Genomic DNA, 24,404 nt, shown 5'->3' on the forward strand with positions numbered 1-24,404 from the left:
GGGGCGGGCCCTACCGGTACCCGGTGGTGTCGGCGGGACGGCCCGGATCGGCGACCTCGACCAGGTAGCGCCACATGTCGGGGCGGCTTCCGTCGGTGTCGGTGAAGCCGTAGACCTGGGCCAGCCCGCCGCTGGAGAGCGCCCGCCCGTTCCAGCGGGCCCGGTCCGGGTCGGCGGCGAGGGCCGCGACGGCGCGGCCGACGAAGGCGGGCGACTCGGCCATGGCGAAGTGCGGGTCCCTGGCGGCCCCGTCCCGCCAGGTCTCCTCGGTGACGCCGAAGTGCTCCAGCATCGCCTCCGAGCGCAGCCAGCCGGGGGTGAGCGCGACGGCGGTCGCGCCGAACGGGGCGATCTCCTCGGACTGGGCGAGCGCCATCCGGATCACGGCGTTCTTCACGATGTCGTAGAAGTAGCCGCACTCCTTGCGGTACTTCGCGTTGTACTCGGCGGTCCCGTCGGTCATCTCGACGACGAGCCCGCCCGGCTCGCCGATCAGCAGCGGCAGCGCGTGGTGGCTGGTGATGGCGTGGGTGTCGAGGGCCAGCCGGAACATGCGGAGGCCGTCCTCCAGGGACTGCTCCCAGAGCGGTTTTCCGAACTGGAAGAGGTGGTCCGACCCCCAGACGTCGTTGACGAGGACGTCCAGCCGGCCGCGCTCCGCGCGGATGCGGCGCACGAGCGCGGCGACCTGGACGGGGTCGAGGTGGTCGACCCGGACGGCGATGCCCTCGCCGCCCGCCGCCGTCACCCGCTCGGCGGTCTCCTCGATGGTCTCGGGACGGTCCAGCTCCGATCGCTGCGACCGGGTGGACCGCCCCGTCACGTAGACGGTCGCGCCCGCGGCGCCGAGCTCGACGGCGATGCCGCGGCCCGCGCCGCGCGTGCCCCCCGCGACCAGTGCAGTCTTTCCTGTCAGTGCACGGTTCATGAGGACGATGCTGGCACCGAAACCTGACAGTTCACGTCAGGGTTTCCGTGCCTTTCCGTCCCGCCGCGCGGTTCTCTCGGGTCGGACGGACGGCGGTCAGGTGAAGATGCTCACGCCGCCGGGGCCGACGAGCAGCCCCACGACGATCAGGACGATCCCCCAGAGGAGGTCGCGCCGGGCGAGGATCACGTAGATCCCGGCGATCACGAGAATCACGGCGATGAGCCACAGGATTGTCATCATGGACCCCGGCGTCCCCCAGCGGGACACCAAGAAACCGCAATCCGGTTTCGGGTGACCGAAATCTCCGTTATGGGCGGAGAAGGAGAGGACTCTCCTCCTCCGCCGGGATAACGGCGGTCACCGCGTCGCGAACGCCACGGCGCGGTACGGCCGGAACCAAGTCTTCCGCCGCGCGCGGCCCGCGGCATCGGCCTCAGGGCCGGTTCCGCGCGCCCGTTCCTCCTGCTCCGGTACTAGAGCCGCTCGTCATCCGGAACGGTTCGTTCCTCTGAGCGGCTCAGGCGGAGCGCGTTGGCGACGATCCGGTGCCCGGCGCCGCCGGCCGCCGTGAGGATCGACTCCGGGTGGAACTGGACGGCCCACCGCCGCCGCTGCGGGTCCTCGATCGCCATCACGACGTCCCCGGTCAGCGCCGTCACCTGGAAGCCCTTCACCCGGTCCGGCGTGGCGTGCAGCGAGTGGTAGCGGGCCGCGGTGAACTCGTCCGGGAGCCCGTCGAACAGCCCGCCGCCGGCCACCTTCACCCGGCCGGGCTTGCCGTGCGACGGCTCGGGCAGCAGCGCCAGCTCGCCGCCCGCGTGCTCGACCATCGCCTGCAGCCCGAGGCAGACGCCGAAGACGGGCAGGCCCCGCTCGTCGAGGGCGTCCAGCAGCGCCCGCGTGTCGAAGTCCTCCGGGCGGCCGGGGCCGGGCGACAGCACCACCAGGTCGGGGGCGTGCTCGTCCAGCATCCGCGCCGGGAACCCGTGCCGCAGCGTGACCACGCTCGCGCCCTGCTGGCGGAAGTAGTCGGCGAGGGTGTTGACGAACGAGTCCTCGTGGTCGACGAGCAGCACCGTCATGCCGTCCCCCGGCAGCGCGGGAAGCGGCGCCTCCGCGGGCGCGCCCGCCGCCGGGCCCGGCTGGGACGCGGCGAGCGCGCCGAGCAGCGCGCTGGCCTTGAGGTGGGTCTCGCGCTCCTCCTCGTCGGGGTCGGAGTCGTACAGCAGCGTCGCCCCCGCCCGGACGGTCGCGACGCCGTCGCGGATCTGCGCGGTCCGCAGCGTCAGGCCGGTGTTCATCGACCCGTCGAAGCCGACGCAGCCCACCGCGCCGCCGTACCAGCGGCGCGGCGAGTCCTCGTGGTCCTCGATGAACTGCATCGCCCACGTCTTCGGCGCGCCGGTGACGGTGACCGCCCACATGTGCGTGAGGAACGCGTCGAGCGCGTCGAAGCCGGGCCGCAGCCGGCCCTCGATGTGGTCGACGGTGTGGATCAGCCGGGAGTAGATCTCGATCTGCCGGCGGCCGAGGACGCGCACGCTGCCGGGCACGCAGATCCGCGACTTGTCGTTGCGGTCGACGTCGGTGCACATCGTCAGCTCGGACTCGTCCTTGGCCGACGACAGGATCGCGCGGATCTGCTCGGCGTCCTCCAGCGCGTCGGCGCCGCGCTTGATCGTCCCGGCGATCGGGCAGGTCTCGACCCGGTCGCCGGTGACGCGGACAAACATCTCGGGCGACGCGCCGACCAGGTACTCGCCGTCGCCGAGGTTGAACAGGAACTCGTACGGGGCCGGGTTGGTCTCCCGCAGCCGCTCGAAGAACGCGGCGGGCGAGTCGCAGCGCCCGTACATCGCGTGGCCGGGCGTGACCTCGAACAGGTCGCCGCGGACGAACTTCTCCTTGGCGTCCCGCACCATCCGCGCGTACACGCCGGGGACGGGCTGCGCCGGCAGCTCGGCCGCCCGCGCCGGGACGGGCGTCGGCTCGGTCTCGCGCGCCAGCCCGGCCGTGCCCCTCCCCTCGATCTCGAAGTCGTAGGAGATGCGGTGCGAGGTCTCGCGCTTGCGGTCGACGACGACCATCTCGTCGGCCAGGTGCAGGACGAGGTCGCGCTGGTCGGCGGGCCGCTCCAGCCGGGTCCGCAGCGGCTCGAACTGCAGCGACAGGTCGTAGCCGAACGCGCCGTACAGGCCGAGGTGCGGGTCGTCGCAGCCGAACAGGCCGGTGACGGCGCGCAGGGCGGTGAAGACGGTCGGCTGCCGGCTGCGCTCCTCCTCGGGGAAGAACTCCTCGCCCGGCGGGACGAAGACCTCGAACCGGTCCGGCTCGTCCGCCCGGACCTCGCCGGTCTCCCGCAGCACGGCGGCGACGGCGGGCAGGACGACCCGGCCGCGGCCGTTGAGGGCGCGCACCGCGACCGCCCGCCCGCGCGCGACGAACTCCAGGCACGGGTCGACGTAGGCCATGTGCCAGCGGCTGTAGCGGCCGGGATACTCCATGCCGGAGCTGAGCACGCCGCCGCGCCGCTCCCCCACGGCGGCGACGAGCGCGTTCAGTACGTCGGACTTGCGCTCGGAGTCGACCGGGACGGCGGTACGGGTCACCCGTACGCCCCCGGCCGTGACGAACTCGCTGGTCAGCGGCTGCTGTGAGACGGTCTCCACCGCGGTGGCCCCTCGTGTCGGGCCCCCACCGGACGCCGCCCCACGAGAAAACGACCGCCGGTGAGGGCGGTCGCCTGGTCTTGAGCACGCACGAACCGGCACCGCCTCAGCGGCGCCACCACCACCGGGAGGCTGCGGTTCGCATGCGGCGAGGTTACCATGGACCCCGGCGCAAGGGATTGCTTACACGACCGAGGCGGCGGCCATGACCAGGAAGAACACCGAGTTCGAGCTGCGCGGGGTCAACCACCTCGCGCTCGTCTGCAGCGACATGAAGCAGACGGTGGACTTCTACGAGGGCGTGCTCGGCATGCCGCTGATCAAGACCATCGAGCTGCCGATGGGCTGGGGCCAGCACTTCTTCTTCGACTGCGGCGGCGGCAACGCCCTCGCCTTCTTCTGGTTCCCGGACGCGCCCGAGCCCGTCCCCGGCGTGTCCGCGCCGAGGAACCTGCCCGACCGGGGCGAGCTGCTGTCGGCCGTCGGGTCGATGAACCACATCGCCTTCGACGTCCCGCCCGAGCGCATCGAGGAGTACCGCGACCGCCTCATCGCCAAGGGCATCGACGTCGGCGTGCTGCTCAACCACGACGACAGCGAGTTCGGCGTCGCCCCGGAGAACCACGAGGGCGTGTTCGTCCGGTCCATCTACTTCAAGGACCCCGACGGCATCCTGGTGGAGTTCGCGGCGTGGACGCGGGAGCTGAACCTGCCGTCGGACGTCCGGCACGAGCCGCGGACCGCCGCCGACCGGACCGTCTGACCGCCTCCCTGACGCCCCCGTCGGATGGGCCCTGACCTGCTCCTCCTCCTTCTGGAACGATCCACCCGAGTCGTGCCGTGACCGAGATCACGCTGTGATCAACGCACGTGTACTCTCGCCCGGCTGCCCACCGGGCACGGTCCCGCCTCGCGATCCGGACGCGGGCACCCGTGCGCGCGCGGCTCCTGCGGGTCGGCCCCCAGAACCCCCGGCACAAGCCGGGGGGCGCACGACGAGGAGGACTCCCCTTGACTCCTGACACTCCGAAGGAACCGGCTTCGACGGAACCGCCGCCCGCCGCCCGCTCCGACCGCAGCGTGTGGAACTGGCTGCTGGTCGTCCCCATCGTGGTCCCGCTGCTGACGTTCCTGTTCAACAGCGACGGCCCGCGCCTCGCCGGCTGGCCCGCCTTCTACTGGATCCAGCTCGCGTTCATCCCGCTCGGCGTCCTCTGCACGGTCGTCGTCTACCAGATGACGAAGAAGAGGGGCTGAGCCGTGGCGAGCGACCACATCACCGAGATCGTCATCTTCACCGCGCTCTTCCTGCTGGTCAGCGGGATGGGCTTCGTCGCCGCGCGGTGGCGGCGCCCCGAGACCATGCACAACCTGGACGAGTGGGGGCTCGGCGGCCGCAGCTTCGGCAGCTGGGTCACCTGGTTCCTGATCGGCGGCGACCTCTACACCGCCTACACCTTCGTGGCCGTCCCGGCCCTGGTGTTCGGCGCGGGCGCGGCGGGCTTCTTCGCCGTCCCGTACACGATCATCGTGTACCCGCTGGTGTTCCTGTTCCTCATCCGGCTCTGGTCGGTGTCGCACGTGCACGGCTTCGTCACGCCGGCCGACTTCGTCCGGGCCCGGTTCGGCTCGCCGACGCTGGCGCTGCTGGTGGCGATCACCGGCATCGTCGCCACGATGCCCTACATCGCGCTGCAGCTCGTCGGCATCGAGGCCGTGCTGAAGGCGATGGGCGTGAACGGCCACTGGCCGCTCATCATCGCGTTCGTGGTGCTGGCGGCCTACACCTACCAGTCCGGGCTGCGGGCGCCGGCGCTGATCGCGTTCGTCAAGGACCTGCTGATCTACCTGGTCATCATCGTCGCGGTGCTGTACATCCCGTCCAAGCTCGGCGGGTGGGGCGACATCTTCGACTCGGCGAAGGCCAAGTTCGACGCGACGCCGGCGCCCGGCGACGGCATCACGATCGCCGGCAGCGGCCAGCTCAACTACGCGATGCTCGCGCTCGGCTCGGCGATGGCGCTGTTCCTCTACCCGCACAGCATCACCGGCGTGCTGGCGAGCAAGAACCGCAACGTGATCAAGCGGAACATGGCGGCGCTGCCGGCCTACAGCTTCGTACTCGGCCTGATCGCGCTGCTCGGCTACATGGCGATCGCGGCGGGCGTGAAGCCGATCACCACCGACGGCAAGCCGGACGGCAACACCGCCGTCCCGGTGCTGTTCGACCACATGTTCCCGGACTGGTTCGCGGGCGTCGCGTTCGCCGCCGTCGGCATCGGCGCGCTCGTCCCGGCGGCGATCATGTCGATCGCGGCGGCGAACCTGTTCACCCGCAACATCTACAAGGAGTACATCAAGCGGGACGCGACCGAGAAGCAGGAGGCCACGGTCAGCAAGCTGGTCTCGCTGGTCGTCAAGGCGGGCGCGGTGGCGTGCATCCTCGCGCTGGACCCGCAGTTCTCCATCGACCTGCAGCTCATCGGCGGCGTCATCATCCTGCAGACGCTCCCGTCCGTCGGGCTCGGCCTGATGACGCGCTGGTTCCACCGGGGCGCGCTCATCGCCGGCTGGGCCGGCGGCATGATCGCCGGCCTGTGGATGCTGTACCAGATCCCGAACCCGGCGAAGGGCAAGGAGCACTTCGGCGGCTCGGCCTACCCGCTGAGCGACCTCGGCCTCGACACCAAGACGACGATCTACGCCGGCATCCTGGCGCTCGCCGTCAACGTCGCGGTCGCGGTGATCGGCACCGTCGTCTGCCGGGCGGCCAAACTGGCGGACGGCGGCGACGCGACCCGCGCCGTCGACTACTTCGCCGACAAGGGCGACCCGAAGGTCAAGGAGCTGGACCTCACCGGCACCACCTGATCCCGCTCCGGTCCCACCCCGGCGGCCCGGACGGGGTGCACGTGACCACCACCGCCCGGCGCATCCTCAAGGAGTCCGGCCTGCGCTGACCTCCCGGCCCGGCCGCCCGCTCAGCCGGCGGCCGGGCCGCCGGGCGGCCGCGGTCCGCGCAGGCCGGACGCGGCGGCCGGCAGCCCCCCGAGGACCAGGTCGACGAGCCCGTCCACGACGGCCTCGCGCGGCACCTCCGCCGCGTGGTCGAGCCACCAGTCGCCGGCGGTCTGCACCATGCCGACGATCGCGTGGCCCCACACGTAGGCGCGGGTGCGGTCGGTCATCTCGCCCTCGGCGATCATCACCTCGGCCAGCTCCCGGCTCACGTCGCGGATCATCGTGCTCATCGCGCTGTGCGTGGCCGTGTCCTCGGCGCTCGCCCGGTGCATCAGGAACCGGTACAGGTTGAGGTTCTTGGAGATCGTCGCCAGGTAGGTGTCGATGGTGGAGCGGGTGCGGTCGCGGACCGGCTCGTCGCCGCGGGAGAACTCCTCCCGGATGCCCTCGATCAGCTTGCGCGTGTGCCGCTCGGCGAGGGCCTGGTAGAGGCCGCTCTTGTCGCCGAAGTGGCGGTACAGGATCGGCTTGCTGATCCCGGCCTCGGCGGCGATCGCGGCCATGGACGCCTCCGGGCCCTCCCGCTGGATGACCCGGTCGGCGGCCTCCAGCAGGGCACGGCGACGGCCGGGGTCGCGGCGCGGTCCGGACCCCGGCCTGCCCGCCGTGTTCGTCATGACAGAACGGTATCGGGGGTGTTACCCCGCGACAACACCGCCCTGCCCCGGCGGGGCACGGCTACCGGGCGAACGCCTGGAGCTCGGCCGCCCGGACGACGCCGGCCAGCGGGCTCGCGGCGCCGCAGTCGGTGGCCGAGCGCGGGTCCAAGTCCTGCTCGCCCGCGTACTCCGGCGCGCCGGTGCACTGGCTGGAGACCACCTGCAGCCGCAGGTGCGTCGCCGTGACGCCCCGCAGGCCGAACGACCGCAGGATCAGGTCGGGCGCCGTCGGGCGCGGCCGGTCCGCCGGGAAGGCGTCGGGCCGGCTCGTGTAGACGGTGCGGTACCCGGCGTCCTGCGCGCAGTCGGCCCGGGTGGCGTCGCAGGCCAGCAGCCGGAACGCGCGCAGCGCCGTGAACCGGTTCTGCGCCGAGCCGGCGCCCTCCGGGTCGCCGGCCGCCGACGGCCGCAGCATCGCGCTCACCTGCACCCGGCCGACCCTGACCGGGCGGTCGCCCGCGAGGTCGACGGTGACCTGCCGGCCCTCGACCGGGGCCTGCACCGACTGCCAGTTGGTCGCCTCGGTCTCGTCCAGCAGCGCCGGCTGGGACGCTCCGTCGCCCGTCGCGGTCGCGCCGTTGGCGGCCGCCGCCTCGTTGCGGGACATCGCGACCGCCAGCGTCCGCGGGTGCGAGCCGATCGCCGCGGTGAACCGCTTGTGCCCGAAGCCCTCGCCGACCGCGACGAAGGAGTAGCGGCCGGGCGTCATCGCGACCGTGTCGCCGAGCGGGGTCGCCGGGTCGGTGTCGGCCACCGGGACGGCGCGGGCCTCGTAGTCGCCGACGTAGAGCCGCACCGCGCCGCCCTTCGCGTCACCGGCCGGCTTCAGCGTCACGCGGGCGTCGCGCGACATCGGGGACGCGAAGCTCGGCCGCGCGTCGGCGTCGGCGGGCCCGCTGCTGGCCGCGTCCTCCCCCAGGCCGTGCTGGGCGAAGACCTTCCACATCATGGCGTGGTCCCGGCCGCCGAAGCGGATGGTGTCGGCGGCGAGCAGGGCGTTGCGGTGGTCGACGTAGCTGACCGCCCCGGACGCCATGAGCAGCAGCGCGTCGAACGACAGCTGCGCCCAGCGCCGGTTGCCGGGGCACTTGTCGACCGGCACCTCCCCGTCCGCGCACTTGCGCTGGAGGGACGCGCTCCCCGCGCCGTACCGCTCCACGAACGCCTGCCGCATGTCGAACTGGGTGGCGGTCCAGATCTCGCCGTCGGCGTGGACCTGCGTGCCGACCAGGTCGTACCCGAGGTCGCTGTAGTTCAGCGGGCTCCGGCTCATGTCGTAGTTGCGGATCCCCGACTTCGGCTCACCGGTGACGTAGGCGCCGGTGACGTACGGCGTCCGGCCGGGCGCGCGGAACCCGTACTCGTTGAGGTACTCCATCGCGAACAGGTCGGAGGTGCTCTCGTTCATGGCCCCGGCCTGCGGCCCGCTCCACCCGGCGTCCGGCCCGGCGATCATGCGGCCGGAGATGGCGTGCGAGTACTCGTGCCCGATGACGCTCATGTCGAAGTCGCCGTCGACGCACGGCGGGTAGAACGCGCCCGCGATCGGCTGCCACAGGTACATGTTGCTGATGGCGGGCGTGCCGTCGGGCGGGGTGATCTGGTTGGCGTTGTCGCGGACGCTCGCGATCCGCGCCCCGGCCTGCGCGTTGCCCTGCTCGGGGTCGCCGCCGAGCCCGCCGCGGCCGCCGTTGTCGGCCTGCATGTTCCACGCCGACTCGCTGAAGCCGAGCCGGTAGGACCAGTCGTGCATGCGGTTGTGCTGGACGAACAGGTTCGAGATGGCCGCCTCGACGTCGGCCTCCTGCGGGCTGTCCATCGACGCCGGGTCGCACTTGCTCTCGTACCACTGGTTCGCCCAGCGGTAGGCGTAGTTCCGGTCCGCCTTGGGCGCGCTGGTGCGGGTGCCGACGGAGAACGGGTCGCCGTTCGCACGGTTCTCATAGGTGTGCGCCGAATTGCCCAGGCTGGTCGTCGTGGAGTCGCCGGTCGCCGGGTCGGCGTCCCACGGCCGCCCGGAGGACGGGTCACCGCCGACGACGTTCTCGCAGCCCCGCGCGGGGGCGAAGCACCACGTCCGCCGGGTGTCGCGGGACGAGTAGTCACCGGACGGGGTCGCCGGGAACACCACCCAGCGCGGATTGTCGCTGTCGTGGTCGACGAGGTTCTCCCGCACCAGCACCGACCCGGTGCGCGCGTCCACGTAGGACGTGACGGCCTTCGGCTCGCCCCCGGCTCCGTCGATCAGCGTGACCTGGTAGGCGCTGCGGACGCCCTGCGCGGTGGGGACGGCCACGAGCCGCGCCTTGCGCGTCGTGCCGTCCGAGACGGTGATGCCCGCGTCCCGCCCGGCCGCGGCCACCGCGTCGTTCTGGGAGAGCGTGGCCGGTGCGGGCGCCGCGTCGTCACGGGCGAGGGTGGAGGTGACCGAGACGACCTCGCCCTCGCCGACGCCGACCGCGACGAGGCCGTCGTAGCCGGCGGGGAGGTCGCCGAAGCGCTGGCGCAGCAGCACCGCGGCGCCCTTCCCGATGGGGTTGACCGCGACCTTCTCCAGGGCGCCGACGGCGGCGGCGTCGAGGCCGAACAGGTCCCGGTGGCCGGCGAGGTACGCGCGCGCGGCCTTCTCCGGATCGCCGGGCAGTCCGGCGGCGAGGGGTTCCGCGTCGGTCACCGCCGCGGGCGTGCCGAGCTTGTTCCACCGCACGGTCATCCCGCGGGCGGCGCCCTCCTGCCGGCCGGTGGGGGCCAGCCGGCCGGTCCGGGCGTCCTTGTCGGGCAGCTCGGGACGATCGCCGGGGGGCTGGGAGCGCGGGGGCGGGGGTGCGGCCCGTCCGGGGACCGCGAGGCCGGCTGTGAGGAGCGTTCCCGTGGCCGCCAGCGCGGTCACGGTGATCCAGCGTGTCCTGGGCACCATTGCCTCCTGGAGGCGGGCGGATGGCCCGGTCTCGGTTCGGCCGGATGATCAAACGGCCGAACCTGAGACAAGCAGCGCACCAGAAGTACAACTAGGGCGAGTTACAACGTTTCGGACATGCAGATGCCGGGCGGTCTTCGTCTTGACAGCGCCCGGCATCCATGGACCGCGTGCCCCGCGGCCCGGAATCGGCCCCGCGTCCGCGACTCCGGGCCCGCGCGGGCGGCGGCCGCCGTCGGCCACCGCCCGCGCCGGGACGTCAGCGGACGGGCAGGCCGGTGATGGTGCGGCCGATGACGAGGCGCTGGATCTCCGACGTCCCCTCGAAGATCGTGAAGATCTTGGAGTCGCGGTGCATGCGCTCGACCGGGTACTCGCGGGTGTAGCCGTTGCCGCCGAGGATCTGGATGGCCTCCTCGGTGACGTACACCGACATCTCGCTCGCCATGAGCTTGGCCATCGAGCCCTCGGCGTTGGCGAAGTCCTTGCCGGTGCGGGCCATCCACGCGGCCCGCCACACCATGAGGCGCGCGGCGTCCAGGCGGGTCTTCATGTCGGCGAGCTTGAAGGCGATGGCCTGGAAGTCGCCGATCTTCTTGCCGAACTGCTCGCGCTCGCGCGCGTACTCCAGGGCGTAGTCGTAGGCGGCGCGGCCGACGCCGAGCGCCATCGCGCCGACGGACGGGCGGGTCGTCTCGAACGTCTTCAGCGCGGCCTGGCCCTTGGAGCTCTTGCCCTCGCGGGTGCGCGCGATGCGCTCGTCGAACTTCTCCTTGCCGCCGACGATCAGGTGCGACGGGACGCGCACGTCGTCGAGGACCACCTCGGCGGTGTGGGAGGCGCGGATGCCGTGCTTCTTGAACTTCTGGCCCTGCTTCAGGCCGGGGGTGTTCGGCGGGACGATGAAGCTCGCCTGGCCGCGGCTGCCCAGCTCGGGGTACACCGAGGCCACCACCACGTGGACGTCGGCGATGCCGCCGTTGGTCGCCCAGGTCTTGGTGCCGTTCAGCACCCACTCGTCCTTGGCCTCGTCGAAGACGGCGCGGGTGCGGATCGAGCCGACGTCGCTGCCGGCGTCCGGCTCGGAGGCGCAGAAGGCGCCGAGCTTGATGTCGTCGGCGGAGCCGAACATCTGCGGCACCCACTCGGCGGTCTGCTCGGGGGTGCCGACGGCGGCGACGGACGCGGCGGCGAGGCCGGTGCCGACGATGGACAGCGCGATGCCCGCGTCGCCCCAGAACAGCTCCTCGAACGCCACCGGGATGCCGAGGCCGGTCGGCTCCAGCCACTGGGTGGCGAAGAAGTCGAGCGAGTAGATGCCGACCTTGGACGCCTCCTGGATCAGCGGCCAGGGCGTCTCCTCGCGCTCGTCCCACTCCTCGGCCGCGGGACGGATCACGTCCCTGGCGAACTCGTGCACCCAGTCCCTGACCTCACGGACGTCCTCGCTGGGCTCCAGGGAGAACGGCGTCTGCTCCGCGCTCGTCATGATTAATTGACCCTCTCGTCCAATATCGCTGTTACCAACGGTAGCACCATTCGGAGTTACCGCGGGTAACACCGTGCGCGGAGTCACAGCCCGCCCGGGCCCTACCGGTGCCCCGGCGAGAAGGAGCGGGCGGCGGCGTACCCGGGCACCTCGATCATCGGCGGCCGCTCCCCCACGGCGACGTCGGTGGTGCGGGCGTCGTGGCCGCCCGCGGCGCGGTGGAACTGGGTGAGCGCCGTGGACGGCGCCTCGAGCGGGACCATCCGGCCGTGCCGCTCCAGCCGCGACCAGGCGGTCAGCATGATCTGCCCCGACATCGCCCCGAGCGCCTCGGTGGACTGGTGCGCGTGCACCCGGCGGCCGAGGTCGACCTGCGCGATCGCGTCGAGCCCCGCGTCCTGGTAGACGTCCAGCAGCAGGCCGAGCTCCACGCCGTAGCCGGTGACGAACGGGAGCCGCTCCAGCAGCGCGCGCCGCCCCGCGTACTCGCCGCCGAGCGGCTGGACGACGCCGGCGAGCAGCGGCCAGTGCATGTTGATCAGCGGGCGCGCGACCAGCTCGGTGACCCGGCCGCCGCCGCCCTCGACCCGGCGGCCGCCGTCCTCCAGAGGGCGGTCGTAGCAGCCCTTGACGTAGCCGACGGAGGGGTCGGTCAGCAGCGGGCCGAGCAGCCCGGTGACGTAGGAGGAGGTGAACTCGCGCAGGTCGGCGTCCACGAACACGATCAGGTCGCCGGACGTCGCGTACAGCGACTTCCACAGCGCCTCGCCCTTGCCGGACATGCGGCCCTGGCCGGGCAGGACGGCGTCCTGGGCGACCACGGCGGCGCCCGCGGCGGCGGCGACGGCGGCGGTCCGGTCGGCGGAGCGGGAGTCGACCACGAGGATCTCGTCCACCAGCGGGATCCGCTCGACCAGGTCGGTCCGGACGGCCGCGACGATCGCGCCGACCGTGGCCTCCTCGTCGCGCGCGGGCAGCACGACGCTGATCCGGGTGTCGCCCTTGGCGTCGAGCAGGAGGCGCGGCGGCCAGTCCTCCGCCCTGCTCGTGCGGCGGCTCGACCACGACGCGACCTCGGGCAGCACGCGCTCTCCCTCCCCTCTGGGCCGTCCCGACGGGACGCCCCCTCACCTACAGGGAACGCCAGATCCTCCCAGATCATTCACCGCCGGAACGGGCGGCGGGGAAACGACCCGAAGAGTTGACGCGGGCGCAACACACCGGTCATTCGGCGGCGTGCTTGTCGAGGAACTCGTACACGTCGGCGTCGTCCACGCCGGGGAACGCGCCGGGCGGCAGGACCGACAGCACGTGCGAGTGCGCGCGCGCCGACGGCCACGCCATGCCCTCCCAGCGGTCCGACAGCTCCTTCGGGGGGCGCTGGCAGCAGTCGCCGTCGGGGCAGGCGGACTTGACCCGCCGGGTCGTCTCCCGCCCGCGGAACCAGCGCGAGTCCTCGAACCGCACGCCGAGCGTGATCGCGAAGTCGCGCTCGTGGCTGGGGTCTATGTGCGACAGGCACCAGTACGTCCCCTTGGGGGTGTCGGTGTACTGGTAGTAGACGGAGAAGCGGTCCGCGGCGCCGAACACGTGCCGCCCGGCCCACTCCCGGCACATCCGCTGGCCCTCGATCGCGCCGTCCTCGTCCTGGGGGAAGGCCAGGCCGTCGTTGGCGTACGCCTTGTAGATGGTGCCGTTCTCGTCGTTCTTCGTGAAGTGCAGCTGCAGGTCGAGGTGGTGGGTCGCGACGTTGGTGAAGCGGTGCGCGGCCATCTCGTAGGAGACGGAGAAGACGTCCGCGAGGTCCTCCACGGACAGCTCCCGCGCGGCCTTGGCCTCCTGCAGGAACGGGACGACGCTGCGCTCGGGCATCAGGATCGCCGCGCCGAAGTAGTTGGCCTCCACGCGCTGGCGCAGGAAGTCGGCGAAGTCGCGCGGCTGGTCGTGGTCGAGCGCGATGTGCCCGAGCGTCTGCAGCAGGATCGTCCGCGGCGTGTGCATGCCGAGCTGCTCGCGCTCCAGGTAGATCCGCCGGTTGCGCAGGTCGGTGACGGACCGGACCGAGCGCGGCAGGTCCTGGACGTACTGCAGGCTGAAGCCGAAGTGGCCGACCAGCGTCATCAGCAGCCCCTGCGACACCGCGCCGCGCCGGTACCCGACCGCGTCGAGGGTCTGCGAGGCGACCCGCTCGATGTCGGCGAAGTGGTTGCCGCGCTCGTGCATCTGGCGGCGCAGCTCGGCGTTGGCCTTGCGCGCCTCCTCCGGGCTCGCGGTCGGCTTGGTGCGGCTGCGTTTCAGCTCGCCGTACAGGGCGAGGATGTGCTCGATGACCTCGTTGGGCATCCGCTTGCCGACCTTGAGGTGCGACAGCCCGAGCGTCCGGTACAGCGGGTCGCGCTGGGCCTCCTCCAGCTGGATCTCCAGCTGGGCGCGGCGGCTCGGCGGCTGGCGGCGGAGCAGCTCCTCCACCGGGCACTCCAGCGCCGCGGCGAGCGCCTGGAGCAGCGACAGCTTCGGCTCGCGCCGGCCGTTCTCCAGCAGGGAGAGCTGGGAGGGGGCGCGGCCGACGCGCTCGCCGAGCTCCGACAGCGTCAGGCCGCGGCCACGCCGGAGGTGCCGGAGCCGCTGGCCGAAGGTGACGAGGTCTACGTCACTCGTCAAGTTGAGGGGTTCTTCTTGGCGCAAGGTCGTCACGGCTTCATGGTAGCGGAAATTTCGCAGTTCTTTCGTTACTCACGAGTTCATTTGGGGCTTGCATCCGGGGCATAGTCGTTGCAAGCACCCAGGGGACGACACGGAAGGGCGAGATCATGAGCGACAGTCGCCTCAAGGGCGCAGCCGAGGAGCTGCAGCGACAGTGGGAGACCGACGCCCGGTGGAAGGGCGTCGAGCGGACGTACACGGCCGAGGAGGTCGTGCGGATCCGCGGTTCGGTCCAGGAGGAGCACACCCTCGCGCGCCTCGGCGCCGAGCGCCTGTGGAAGCTCCTGCACGAGGAGGACTACGTCCACAGCCTCGGCGCGCTGACCGGGCTGCAGGCCGTCCAGCAGGTCAAGGCCGGCCTCAAGGCCATCTACCTGTCCGGCTGGCAGGTCGCGGCGGACGCCAACCTGGCGGGCCAGACCTACCCGGACCAGAGCATCTACCCGGCGAACTCGGTCCCGGCCGTCGTGCGCCGCATCAACAACGCGCTGCTGCGCGCCGACCAGGTCCAGTGGGCCGAGGGTGAGGGCGACACGCACTTCCTCGCCCCGATCGTGGCCGACGCCGAGGCCGGCTTCGGCGGCGTGCTGAACGCCTTCGAGCTGATGAAGGGCATGATCGCCGCGGGCGCCGCGGGCGTGCACTGGGAGGACCAGCTGGCCTCCGAGAAGAAGTGCGGCCACCTCGGCGGCAAGGTCCTCATCCCGACCTCGCAGCACATCAAGACCCTCAACACCGCCCGTCTCGCGGCGGACATCTCGGGCGTGCCGTCCCTGATCATCGCGCGGACCGACGCCGAGGCCGCGACCCTGATCACGACGGACGTGGACGAGCGCGACCGCGAGTTCACCACCGGCGAGCGCACCGCGGAGGGCTTCTACCGGGTCCGCAACGGCATCGAGCCCTGCATCGCCCGCGCCAAGGCCTACGCGCCGTACTCCGACCTGATCTGGATGGAGACCGGCACCCCGGACCTGGAGCAGGCCCGCAAGTTCGCCGAGGCGGTCAAGGCCGAGTACCCCGACCAGATGCTGGCCTACAACTGCTCGCCGTCCTTCAACTGGAAGGCGCACCTGGACGACGCGACCATCGCCAAGTTCCAGCGCGAGCTCGGCCACATGGGCTTCAAGTTCCAGTTCATCACGCTGGCCGGGTTCCACGCGCTGAACTACAGCATGTTCGACCTGGCACACGGCTACGCCAGCGACGGCATGACGGCCTACGTCGAGCTGCAGGAGCGCGAGTTCGCGGCGGCCGAGAAGGGCTTCACCGCGGTCAAGCACCAGCGCGAGGCCGGCACCGGCTACTTCGACATGGTCAGCACCGCGATCAACCCGGACTCGTCCACCACGGCCCTGAAGGGCTCCACGGAAGAGGGCCAGTTCCACTGATCCCCGCCGTTCTTCCGGTCTGACCCCCCTCGGACCCCGAAGGCCCCCGCGTCCCTACACCCGCGGGGGCCTTCTGGTATGCCCGGACATGCCCGGGCCGCGCATGCCCCCGGCCGCGCGCGCCCGGCCGCCCCCGCCGCGGCCACATGCGGCTAGAAATCTCGACAGGGGCTCCGAAAGGGCGCATCGTGAGCGCGCTAGTTGATCATCTCGGAGAGAGGATCTCTGATGGCGCGTCACCCCCGGTCCATCCGGTCCCGGGCGATCCCCGGCCGGATGCTCCCGATCGCCGTCGCCGCCGTGAGCGTCGTCGCGTTCGCGCCCGCCGCGAGCGCGGACGGGCACGGCCACGGACCCGGCCACGGGCGCTTCACCCCCGGCGCCTCCGGAGTGGGCGACCCCTACTTCCCCCTGGAGGGCAACGGCGGCTACGACGTCCGGCACTACTCGCTCGACCTGAGCTACGACCCGGACTACGACCAGCTCGACGGCACCGTGACCATCACCGCGCGGGCCACGCAGAACCTGTCGCGGTTCGACCTGGACCTGTCCGGCATGGACGTGGAGCGGATCTGGGTCGACCGGCGCACCGCCCGCTACACCCGGCAGGGCCAGGAGCTGATCATCACGCCGGCGCGGGGCCTGCGGAAGGGCTCGGTGTTCCGGACGGTCGTCGAGTACGGCGGCGTGCCGCAGACCATCGTGGGCTCCCCGATCGTGTTCGGCTCCCCCTACGGGTTCCTGCACACGCCGGACGGCGCCTTCGTCGGCGGCGAGCCGAACGGCGCCCGCACCTGGTTCCCGGTCAACGACCACCCGAGCGACAAGGCGACCTACGACTACACGATCACCGTCCCGGAGGGCCTGACCGCCGTCGCCAACGGGCGGCCCACGGGGCACCGCTCCGCCGTCGCCTCGTTCAGCCGCCGCGACGGGCGCGCCCGCGCCGAGGTGTACCGCTGGCGCGAGGACAGCCCGATGGCGAGCTACCTCACCACGATCGACATCGGCAAGTGGGACGTGAAGCAGGGCCGCACGCCCGGCGGGGTCCCCAACTACACGGCGGTCGACCCCGTCCTGCTCCAGACGCAGCCGGACGCGGTGGACTTCTTCTACGGCACCACCAGCGAGGTCACCGACCTCTGGTCCAGGACGTTCGGGCGGTACCCGTTCGGCAGCACCGGCGCGATCGCCGACGACGCCCGCTACAACGGGCAGCCGCTCGGGTTCTCGCTGGAGACGCAGAGCAAGCCGGTCTACTCGGCGGTCCGCAGCACGGGCACCATCGCGCACGAGCTGGCGCACCAGTGGTTCGGCGACGCGGTCTCGCCGGAGCAATGGAAGGACGTCTGGCTGAACGAGAGCTTCGCGACCTGGGCCGCCTGGTACTACACCGAGGTGAACGGCGGCCGGACCGTCCACGACGCGGCCCGCGCCACCTACGCCGCCCGCCCGTTCCCCGACCGCGAGGGGCGCCCGTTCTGGTCGGTGCTGACCGCCGACCCGCAGCGCGACACCATGTTCAACGACCGCGTCTACAACGGCGGCGGCATGATGCTGCAGTTCCTCCGGGAGAAGGTCGGCGACGAGACGTTCTTCACCCTGCTGCGGACCTGGTTCGCCCGCCACAAGTACCGCAACGGCAACACCGCGCAGTTCACGTCGCTGGCGCAGCAGATCTCCGGCCAGGACCTGAGCGGGTTCTTCAAGGACTGGCTCTACTCCCCCATCAAGCCCCCGCTCCCCTAGCGTCCCGCGCACGCGGAAACAGGGCCCCGGCGAGATCCGCCGGGGCCCGGTTCTGTGTCGGATTACGTGGTGGGAGGCCGCCCGGCTCTCTAGGCTTCCGGTAAGTGGGGGTCCTTCCGTGGGTGTGGTGGTACGGCTTCCGGCGGCACACCGCGTATCCGCTCGGCTCGCTGACCGAGTCGCTGACCAACACCGTCTTCGGCTTCATGCGCGCCTACGTCCTGCTGGCCCTGTGGGAGGTCCGGCCGTCCCTCGGCGGGTACGACGCGGCCGACGCCGTCACGTTCTGCTTCATCACCCAGGCGCTGATCGGGCCGGTGCAGATCTTCGGCGGGATGGACCTCACCGAGCGCATCCGCAACGGCGACGTCGCGATCGACCTGCACCGGCCGGTCGGGCTGCAGGGCTGGTGGCTCGCCGACGACCTCGGGCGCGCGGCCGGCTCGCTGCTGCTGCGCGCCGCCCCGCCGCTGCTGGCGGGCGCGCTGGTCTTCCCGTTCCGCGCGCCCGCCCCCGCGAACCTCGCCGCGTTCGCGGTCGCGGTCGTGCTCGCGGTGACGGTCGGCTTCGGGCTGCGCTACCTGGTGGCCCTCGGGATGTTCTGGCTGCACGACGACCGCGGCCTGCAGGCCGTCACGCTCGTGATGTCGCTGTTCTTCTCCGGGATGATCCTGCCGCTGGTGGTCTTCCCGGGCCGGCTCGGCGACGCCGCGCTGGCGCTGCCCTGGGCGGCGCAGATCCAGGTGCCGGCGGACGTGTTCCTCGGCCGGCACACCGGCGCCGGGATCCTCGGCGCGCTGGCCTTCCAGGCCGCGTGGGCCGCCGCGCTGCTCGCGGCCGGGGCGCTGCTGACGCGGGCCGCGCGCCGGAAGCTGGTGGTGCACGGTGGCTGACCCCGGGGCCGGCTCTCCGGTGACCGGCACGGTCCGGATGTACGGGCTGCTCACCTGGACGTGGATCCGCGCGGCGGCGCAGTACCCGGTGTCGATGGTGCTGCTGGCGCTGACGACCGCCGTCGTCACCGGGCTGGACGCGGCCGCGATCCTGCTGCTGTTCGCGCACGCCCCCCGCATCGCCGGGTTCGCGGCGCCGGAGGTCCTGTTCCTGTACGGGACGTCGGCGCTGGCGTTCGGCGTCTCCGACATCCTGCTCGGCACGACGGAGCGGCTCGGGCACCACGTGCGGCAGGGGACGCTGGACGCGATGCTGGTCCGGCCGGTGAGCCCGCTCGTGCAGATCGCGGCGGAGGAGTTCTCGCCGCGGCGCTTCGGCAAGCTCGTCCCGGCCGTGCTCGTCCTGGCGTACGCGCTCGCGGAGGCCGACGTCGCCTGGACGCCGGGCCGGGTGGCCGCGGTCCCCGCCATGGTGCTGTCCGGGACGGCGATCTTCGGCGGGCTGTGGGTGCTGACCGGCGCCGTGCAGTTCGTGCTGATCGACAGCCACGGCGCGAGCAAGTCGGTGACCTACGGGGGCGCGTTCCTCACGCAGTACCCGATGACCATGTTCGCCCGCGACTTCGTGCGCGGCGTGACGTTCGTCGTGCCGCTGGCGTTCGTCAACTGGATGCCGGCGCTGTACGTCCTGGACCGCCCCGACCCGCTCGGGCTGCCGGACGCCGCCCGGTTCGCCTCGCCGGCCGTCGCGGTGCTGGTGTGCGGGCTGGGCGCGGTGGCGTGGCGGGCGGGGCTGCGGCACTACCGTTCGACAGGGAGCTGATGCCGGTGCCGGTGATCGAGGCCGAGGACGTCGCCAAGTCGTTCACCGTCCGGTCGCGCTCGGGCGGCCTGCGGCGGACCCGCACGGCCGTGCGCGCGGTGGACGGCGTGTCGTTCACCGTCGAGCCGGGCGAGTTCGTCGGCTACCTCGGCCCGAACGGGGCCGGGAAGTCCACGACGATCAAGATGCTGACGGGGATCCTCACCGCGTCGTCCGGCACGCTGCGGGTCTGCGGGCTGGACCCGTCGCGGCGGCGGACCGTGCTCGCGCGCCGGCTCGGCGTCGTGTTCGGGCAGCGGACGACGCTCTGGTGGGACCTGCCGCTGCGCGACAGCCTGGCCCTCGTCCGGCGGCTGTACCGGGTGGAGGCGGCGGCGCACCGGACGCGGCTCGCCGAGCTGACCGCGCTGCTGGAGCTGGAGCCGTTCCTCGACACCCCGGTCCGGCAGCTCAGCCTCGGCCAGCGGATGCGCGGCGACCTCGCCGCCGCGCTGCTGCACGACCCGGAGCTGCTCGTGCTGGACGAGCCGACGATCGGCCTGGACGTGGTCAGCAAGGCGACGGTCCGCGACTTCCTCGCGCGCATCAACGTCGAGCGCGGCACGACCGTGCTGCTCACGACGCACGACCTCGGCGACATCGAGCGGCTCTGCCGCCGCGTCATGATCATCGACCACGGGCGGCTCGCCTTCGACGGCGGGCTGGACGAGCTGCGCCGCACCGTGGACGCCGACCGGCTGCTCGTCGTGGAGCTGGCCAGGCCGGGCCCGCCGATCGCGCTGGACGGGATCGAGGCCGAGCGGGTGGAGGGGCCCCGGCAGTGGCTGCGGCTGCCGCGCTCGGCGAACGCGGCGGCGGTCATCGCCGAGCTGGCGCGGGTCCACGACGTCCGCGACATCGCGCTGCGGGAGTCGGGGATCGAGGACGTCCTCGCCGGGCTCTACCGGGGCGACCACGCGTACTGGTGCTCGGGGCGGCCGGTCGCGCCGTAGCGCAGCGTCACCACCACCCGCCCCGCCTGGGCGAGCGCGGCCAGATAGCGCTGCGCGGTGGCGCGGGAGATGCCGACCTGGCCGGCGATCTCGGCGGCGGAGCGGGGCGCGTCCGCGCGCCGCAGCGCGTCGCCGACCAGCCGCGCCGTCACCGGCGACTGCCCCTTCGGCGGGGGCGGCTGGCCGTGCAGCGGCGCGTACAGGGCCCGGACCGCGCCGTCCAGCGCGGCCTGCGACAGCTCGTGCTCGCCGGACAGCGCCTCCCGGTAGCGGGCGTAGGCGGTGAGCCGCGCGTTCAGCGCGGCGGCGGTGAACGGCTTGACCAGGTAGTGCAGGGCGCCGCGGCGCAGCGCCTCCCGGACGGCGCCGGGCTCGGCCGCCGCGGTCGCCATGATGACGTCGGCGTCCAGCTCGGGCAGCAGGGTCAGGCCCGAGGCGTCCGGCAGGTAGACGTCGAGCAGGACGAGGTCGGGCGCCAGCTCGGCGGCCATGGACCGGGCCCGCGCGGCGGTGTGCGCGACCCCGGCGACGGTGAACCCGCGCAGCGCCGCCACGAACTTCGCATGGACCTGCGCGACCCGGAAGTCGTCGTCCACCACCAGCACGCTGATCACCGCACCGCCTCCGCGCCCAGTACTCCGGGGATCCTGGCGACCGCCACGGCCCCGCTGCGCCCCGTCCCGCCCGGCCCGTCCGGCCCGGCGTCCACGAACGCCACGTCGCCGCCGCGGGCGCGGGCGGTGCGGCGCGCCAGGCCGAGGCCGAGCCCGCGCGGCCGCCCGGCCGCGGCGGCGCGGGTGGAGACGCCGTCGTCGAACACGGCGTCGCGGAGCCCCTCGGGGAGGCCGTCGCCGGAGTCGGCGACGGTGACGTGCAGGTCGCGGCCGTCGCCGAGCAGCTCGACCTCGACGCGGGCGGGCCGCCGGCGGCCGAGCCGGGCCGCCTCCACCGCGTTGTCGACGAGGTTCCCGACGACGGTCGTCACGTCGAGGGGGTCGGCGACGCGGCCGGGCACGTAGCTGCCCGCGCCGATGTCGAGCCGGACGCCCTTCTCGGCGGCGACGGCGGACTTCGCCGACAGGAACGCGCGCAGGTAGGGGTCCGACAGCGGGTCGGGCAGGTTGTCCGGCGCGGGGGCGCGGCGGGCCGCGTCCTCCATCAGCGTCCCGACGTACTCGGCGGCCTCCTCGGTGTGCCCGAGATGGAGCAGGCCGGCCAGGGTGTGCAGCCGGTTGGAGTACTCGTGGCGCTGCGCGCGCAGGGCGTCGAACAGGGTGCTGACCGAGTCCAGCTCGCGGGCGAGGGTCTCCAGGTCGGTGCGGTCGCGCAGCGTGATGACGGCGCCGAGGTCGCGGCGGTCGCGGCGCACCTCGCGCCGGTTGACGACGAGGACCCGGTCCCCCGCCGTGACGAACAGGTTCGCGGCCTCGTGCTCGCCGGTCAGGACGTCCCGCAAGGCCCCCTCGGCGGCGAGGTCCCCGGCGGGCGCGCCCCGCTCGGGGGTGGCGCCGAGGAGCCGGGACGCCTCGTCGTTGCACACCGCGATCCGCCCGGCGGTGTCGACGGCCACGACGCCCTCGCCGACGCCGTGCAGCACCGCCTCCCGCTCGTGGACCAGCTCGACCAGCTCGTACGGCTCCAGGCCGAGCGTCTGCCGCTTCAGCCGGCGCCCGATCGCCGCCGAGGCGGCCACGCCGAGCAGGACGGCGCCCGCGACGAACAGCGACATCTCGCGCAGCACGCGGGCGAGCTCCCGGTCGATCGCGCGGGCGTCGAACCCGACGCTGACCTCGCCGAGGACCCGGCCGTCGCGCCCGTACAGGGGCACCTTGCCGCGCGCGGACAGGCCGAGCGTGCCGCGCTCGACCCGGACGACCTCCCGGCCGGCGAGCGCGTCGGACGGGTCGGTGCTCACCCGCTCCCCGAGGCGGTCCGGGTTGGGGTGCGACAGCCGCATGCCGCGCCCGTCGGTCACCACGACGAACAGCGCCCCGGTCCGGACGCGGACCCGCTCGGCCCGGTCCTGGACGGTGCGCCCGGGGTCCCCGGCCGCGACCGCGTCGCGGATCTCCGGATCGACGGCGACGGCCCGCGCGACCGTGAGGGCCCGCTGGCCGTACTGGTCGCGCAGCCGGCCGTCCAGCATCCAGGCGACCAGCCCGTACCCGAGGACGGCCACCACGACGACCACGCCGACCTGGAGGATCAGCACCTGCCGGGCGAAGGAGATGCGGGGCCGGACGGACATGACGTGTCACGGTAATCGATGCCGCCCCGGCCGCCCAGCCCCCCGGTGAGCAGAACGAGCAGAAGTCCCGGTAACGCACGCAACGTGGGGATTCGCGGCTTGCGAGCACATCGCGGGCAAGGGTTCCGGTGACCCGCGCCACATTCGTACGGTGCCGCCGTGTCCGAACGAGCGAAGTCCGAACGAGCGAAGTCCCGAGAGCAGAGCGGCGAGCGGCCCGCCGGTCCGGTGATCGAGCTGGCCGGCGCCACCAAGCGCTTCCGGTCGGCCGGCGGCGTGCACACCGCCGTCCGGGACCTGCACATGTGCGTGGGTCCCGGCGAGTTCGTCGCCGTGGTCGGCCCGACCGGCTGCGGCAAGTCGACCACCCTGTCCCTCGTCTCCGGCCTGGAGCCGGCGTCCGAGGGGCGCGTCCTCGTCCAGGGCCGCCCGGTCGACGGCATCCCGGACGGCGTCGGCTACATGTTCCAGAACGACGCCGTCCTGCCGTGGCGGTCCGTCCTGGACAACGTCGCCGCCGGCCCCCGCTACCGGGGCGCGTCCCGCCGCGCGGCCCGCGACCGCGCCCGCGACTGGGTCGCGCGGGTCGGCCTCGCCGGCTTCGAGGGCTACTACCCGCACCAGCTGTCCGGCGGCATGCGCAAGCGCGCCGCGCTCGCGCAGACCCTGGTGAACGAGCCGTCCGTGCTGCTGATGGACGAGCCGTTCTCCGCGCTGGACGTGCAGACCCGGGGGCTGATGCAGGACGAGCTGCTGCGGCTGTGGTCGGGGTCCGGCGCCGCCGTCGTGTTCGTCACGCACGACCTGGAGGAGGCGCTCGTCCTGTCCGACCGGGTCGTGGTGATGACCGCGGGTCCCGCGACCGTCAAGGCGGTGTTCGACGTGCCGCTCGACCGGCCGCGGGACGCCGAGGAGGTCCGCCTCACCGGCGCCTTCCTCGACATCTACCGCGAGGTGTGGGACTCGCTGCGCGAAGAGGTCCAGATCACCCGGGAGAGGGGCGCCGGCCATGCCGCGTGACGCGGAGACCATCGAGAAGGCGCCGTCCGCCGCGGCGGACGGCGACCGCGGCGAGCTGGCCGCGATCGCGCGGGCGCGGACCGCCGGGCTGCGCCGCGCCCTCGGCATCAACGCCGTCCGGGTCGCGCTCGTCGCGGCGTGGCTCGGGTCGTGGGAGCTGGCCGCCCGGCACTGGATCGACCCGTTCTACTACTCGATGCCGTCCAAGATCTGGGAGCGGCTCGCCGGCTGGTTCACCGAGGGCACCTCGCAGGGGTCGATCTGGGAGCAGATCACCGTCACCCTGGAGGAGGCCGTCATCGGCTTCGCGCTCGGCGCGGCGGGCGGCGTCGTCCTCGGCATCGTGCTCGGCCGCAGCCGGTTCCTGTCGGACGTGTGCGCGCCGTTCATCAAGGCCGTCAACGCGATCCCGCGGATCATCCTGGCGTCGCTGTTCATCATCTGGTTCGGGCTCGGCATGCAGTCCAAGATCGCGACGGCGTTCGTGCTGGTGTTCTTCGCGGTGTTCTTCAACGCCTTCCAGGGCGCCCGCGAGGTCGACCGGAACCTCGTCAACAACGCGCGGATCCTCGGCGCCGGCCGGCTCCAGGTGCTGTGGACGATCGTGGTGCCGAGCGCCACGTCCTGGATCCTCGCCTCGCTGCACTCGGCGTTCGGGTTCGCCATCATCGGCGCGATCGTCGGCGAGTACACCGGTGCCGACAAGGGCCTCGGCCTGCTCATCAACCACGCCCAGGGCACCTTCGACGCCGCCGGGATCTACGCCGGGATGATCATCATCACCGTGCTGGCCCTGCTCGCCGAGTGGCTGCTCACGCTGCTGGAGGGCCGGCTGCTGCGCTGGCGCCCCTCCGTCTCCGGCCACGACGTCCAGATCTGACCCCCCGACGGGAGAGAAC

General features: G+C 72.8%; 20 protein-coding genes. 10 read left to right on the plus strand and 10 right to left on the minus strand.

Going from position 1 to position 24,404, the window contains the following annotated elements; translation table 11 throughout:
• Nucleotides 1–10 precede the first annotated feature (10 nt).
• From ABFX46_RS20950 to ABFX46_RS20960, 3 genes are all read right to left on the minus strand, one after another.
• Nucleotides 11–928 carry an SDR family oxidoreductase gene (locus tag ABFX46_RS20950; protein WP_346044398.1) on the minus strand — a complete coding sequence of 306 codons (918 nt, stop codon included), beginning with the start codon at nucleotides 926–928 and terminating at the stop codon, nucleotides 11–13.
• A gap of 96 nt (nucleotides 929–1,024) precedes the next feature.
• Nucleotides 1,025–1,171 carry a GPGG-motif small membrane protein gene (locus ABFX46_RS20955; protein WP_165959128.1) on the minus strand — a complete coding sequence of 49 codons (147 nt, stop codon included), beginning with the start codon at nucleotides 1,169–1,171 and terminating at the stop codon, nucleotides 1,025–1,027.
• Between the two features lie 233 nt (nucleotides 1,172–1,404).
• On the minus strand, nucleotides 1,405–3,600 hold the full coding sequence (locus ABFX46_RS20960; protein WP_346044400.1) for an anthranilate synthase component I: 2,196 nt from the start codon (nucleotides 3,598–3,600) through the stop codon (nucleotides 1,405–1,407).
• 205 nt (nucleotides 3,601–3,805) lie between these two features.
• On the opposite strand from ABFX46_RS20960, the gene ABFX46_RS20965 reads away from it, so the two are divergent.
• The 3 genes from ABFX46_RS20965 (at nucleotide 3,806) to mctP (ending at nucleotide 6,471) form a co-directional block, all read left to right on the plus strand.
• Nucleotides 3,806–4,363, plus strand: a complete 558-nt coding sequence (locus tag ABFX46_RS20965; protein ID WP_346044402.1) for a VOC family protein — start codon at nucleotides 3,806–3,808, stop codon at nucleotides 4,361–4,363.
• 248 nt (nucleotides 4,364–4,611) lie between these two features.
• Nucleotides 4,612–4,857, plus strand: a complete 246-nt coding sequence (locus ABFX46_RS20970) for a DUF3311 domain-containing protein (RefSeq protein WP_346044404.1) — start codon at nucleotides 4,612–4,614, stop codon at nucleotides 4,855–4,857.
• Between the two features lie 3 nt (nucleotides 4,858–4,860).
• A complete protein-coding gene (gene mctP, locus ABFX46_RS20975; protein ID WP_346044406.1) occupies nucleotides 4,861–6,471 on the plus strand; it encodes a monocarboxylate uptake permease MctP in 1,611 nt (536 codons plus the stop codon).
• 110 nt (nucleotides 6,472–6,581) lie between these two features.
• Here the strand turns inward: mctP and ABFX46_RS20980 are convergent, their stop codons facing one another.
• From ABFX46_RS20980 to ABFX46_RS21000, 5 genes are all read right to left on the minus strand, one after another.
• Nucleotides 6,582–7,238, minus strand: a complete 657-nt coding sequence (locus ABFX46_RS20980) for a TetR family transcriptional regulator (RefSeq protein WP_346044407.1) — start codon at nucleotides 7,236–7,238, stop codon at nucleotides 6,582–6,584.
• Nucleotides 7,239–7,299: 61 nt separating this feature from the next.
• Nucleotides 7,300–10,197 carry a M36 family metallopeptidase gene (locus tag ABFX46_RS20985; RefSeq protein ID WP_346044409.1) on the minus strand — a complete coding sequence of 966 codons (2,898 nt, stop codon included), beginning with the start codon at nucleotides 10,195–10,197 and terminating at the stop codon, nucleotides 7,300–7,302.
• Between the two features lie 259 nt (nucleotides 10,198–10,456).
• Nucleotides 10,457–11,686: an acyl-CoA dehydrogenase family protein gene (locus ABFX46_RS20990; protein WP_346044411.1), complete on the minus strand. Its 1,230-nt coding sequence runs from the start codon at nucleotides 11,684–11,686 to the stop codon at nucleotides 10,457–10,459.
• Nucleotides 11,687–11,787: 101 nt separating this feature from the next.
• Nucleotides 11,788–12,771 (minus strand): glucosyl-3-phosphoglycerate synthase, encoded by a 984-nt coding sequence (locus tag ABFX46_RS20995; protein WP_346044412.1) that lies wholly within the window; start codon nucleotides 12,769–12,771, stop codon nucleotides 11,788–11,790.
• A 139-nt stretch (nucleotides 12,772–12,910) separates the two neighbouring features.
• A complete protein-coding gene (locus tag ABFX46_RS21000) occupies nucleotides 12,911–14,347 on the minus strand; it encodes a helix-turn-helix domain-containing protein (RefSeq protein WP_346044414.1) in 1,437 nt (478 codons plus the stop codon).
• A gap of 149 nt (nucleotides 14,348–14,496) precedes the next feature.
• Between ABFX46_RS21000 and aceA the strand changes: the two genes are divergently transcribed.
• The 5 genes from aceA to ABFX46_RS21025 all read left to right on the plus strand — a co-directional run bounded on the left by aceA (nucleotide 14,497) and on the right by ABFX46_RS21025 (nucleotide 20,237).
• Nucleotides 14,497–15,780 carry an isocitrate lyase gene (gene aceA / locus ABFX46_RS21005; RefSeq protein ID WP_346044415.1) on the plus strand — a complete coding sequence of 428 codons (1,284 nt, stop codon included), beginning with the start codon at nucleotides 14,497–14,499 and terminating at the stop codon, nucleotides 15,778–15,780.
• A 228-nt stretch (nucleotides 15,781–16,008) separates the two neighbouring features.
• On the plus strand, nucleotides 16,009–17,529 hold the full coding sequence (locus tag ABFX46_RS21010) for a M1 family metallopeptidase (protein WP_346044416.1): 1,521 nt from the start codon (nucleotides 16,009–16,011) through the stop codon (nucleotides 17,527–17,529).
• A gap of 104 nt (nucleotides 17,530–17,633) precedes the next feature.
• Nucleotides 17,634–18,422 carry an ABC-2 family transporter protein gene (locus tag ABFX46_RS21015; protein ID WP_163054172.1) on the plus strand — a complete coding sequence of 263 codons (789 nt, stop codon included), beginning with the start codon at nucleotides 17,634–17,636 and terminating at the stop codon, nucleotides 18,420–18,422.
• On the plus strand, nucleotides 18,415–19,245 hold the full coding sequence (locus ABFX46_RS21020; protein ID WP_346044418.1) for an ABC transporter permease: 831 nt from the start codon (nucleotides 18,415–18,417) through the stop codon (nucleotides 19,243–19,245). Before ABFX46_RS21015 ends, ABFX46_RS21020 begins: the two co-directional genes overlap by 8 nt.
• A complete protein-coding gene (locus ABFX46_RS21025) occupies nucleotides 19,245–20,237 on the plus strand; it encodes an ABC transporter ATP-binding protein (RefSeq protein ID WP_346044419.1) in 993 nt (330 codons plus the stop codon). The genes ABFX46_RS21020 and ABFX46_RS21025 overlap by 1 nt, the downstream gene beginning before the upstream one ends.
• Here ABFX46_RS21025 and ABFX46_RS21030 read toward each other — a convergent pair.
• Nucleotides 20,186–20,851, minus strand: coding sequence for a response regulator (locus ABFX46_RS21030; RefSeq protein ID WP_346044420.1), 666 nt, complete (start codon nucleotides 20,849–20,851; stop codon nucleotides 20,186–20,188). The genes ABFX46_RS21025 and ABFX46_RS21030 overlap by 52 nt on opposite strands.
• Nucleotides 20,848–22,485 (minus strand): sensor histidine kinase, encoded by a 1,638-nt coding sequence (locus ABFX46_RS21035; protein ID WP_346044422.1) that lies wholly within the window; start codon nucleotides 22,483–22,485, stop codon nucleotides 20,848–20,850. Before ABFX46_RS21035 ends, ABFX46_RS21030 begins: the two co-directional genes overlap by 4 nt.
• A 159-nt stretch (nucleotides 22,486–22,644) precedes the next feature.
• Here ABFX46_RS21035 and ABFX46_RS21040 point away from each other — a divergent pair, with 159 nt between their 5' ends.
• Nucleotides 22,645–23,505: an ABC transporter ATP-binding protein gene (locus ABFX46_RS21040; RefSeq protein WP_346044424.1), complete on the plus strand. Its 861-nt coding sequence runs from the start codon at nucleotides 22,645–22,647 to the stop codon at nucleotides 23,503–23,505.
• Entirely contained in the window at nucleotides 23,495–24,385 is an 891-nt protein-coding gene (locus ABFX46_RS21045; protein WP_346044425.1) for an ABC transporter permease, read from the plus strand. Before ABFX46_RS21040 ends, ABFX46_RS21045 begins: the two co-directional genes overlap by 11 nt.
• Nucleotides 24,386–24,404 lie beyond the last annotated feature (19 nt).

The organism is Actinomadura chokoriensis, from assembly GCF_039529475.1.
Taxonomy (GTDB): domain Bacteria; phylum Actinomycetota; class Actinomycetes; order Streptosporangiales; family Streptosporangiaceae; genus Spirillospora; species Spirillospora bangladeshensis.

Excerpts from the sequence above, each read along its gene's own strand:
- ABFX46_RS21010 (WP_346044416.1), top strand. The coding sequence starts at position 16,009 with ATGGCGCGTCACCCCCGGTCCATCCGGTCCCGGGCGATCCCCGGCCGG.
- ABFX46_RS20980 (WP_346044407.1), bottom strand. The coding sequence starts at position 7,238 with ATGACGAACACGGCGGGCAGGCCGGGGTCCGGACCGCGCCGCGACCCC.
- ABFX46_RS21025 (WP_346044419.1), top strand. The coding sequence starts at position 19,245 with ATGCCGGTGCCGGTGATCGAGGCCGAGGACGTCGCCAAGTCGTTCACC.
- ABFX46_RS20955 (WP_165959128.1), bottom strand. The coding sequence starts at position 1,171 with ATGATGACAATCCTGTGGCTCATCGCCGTGATTCTCGTGATCGCCGGG.
- ABFX46_RS20965 (WP_346044402.1), top strand. The coding sequence starts at position 3,806 with ATGACCAGGAAGAACACCGAGTTCGAGCTGCGCGGGGTCAACCACCTC.
- ABFX46_RS20990 (WP_346044411.1), bottom strand. The coding sequence starts at position 11,686 with ATGACGAGCGCGGAGCAGACGCCGTTCTCCCTGGAGCCCAGCGAGGAC.
- ABFX46_RS21045 (WP_346044425.1), top strand. The coding sequence starts at position 23,495 with ATGCCGCGTGACGCGGAGACCATCGAGAAGGCGCCGTCCGCCGCGGCG.
- ABFX46_RS20950 (WP_346044398.1), bottom strand. The coding sequence starts at position 928 with ATGAACCGTGCACTGACAGGAAAGACTGCACTGGTCGCGGGGGGCACG.
- ABFX46_RS21035 (WP_346044422.1), bottom strand. The coding sequence starts at position 22,485 with ATGTCCGTCCGGCCCCGCATCTCCTTCGCCCGGCAGGTGCTGATCCTC.
- aceA (WP_346044415.1), top strand. The coding sequence starts at position 14,497 with ATGAGCGACAGTCGCCTCAAGGGCGCAGCCGAGGAGCTGCAGCGACAG.
- ABFX46_RS20985 (WP_346044409.1), bottom strand. The coding sequence starts at position 10,197 with ATGGTGCCCAGGACACGCTGGATCACCGTGACCGCGCTGGCGGCCACG.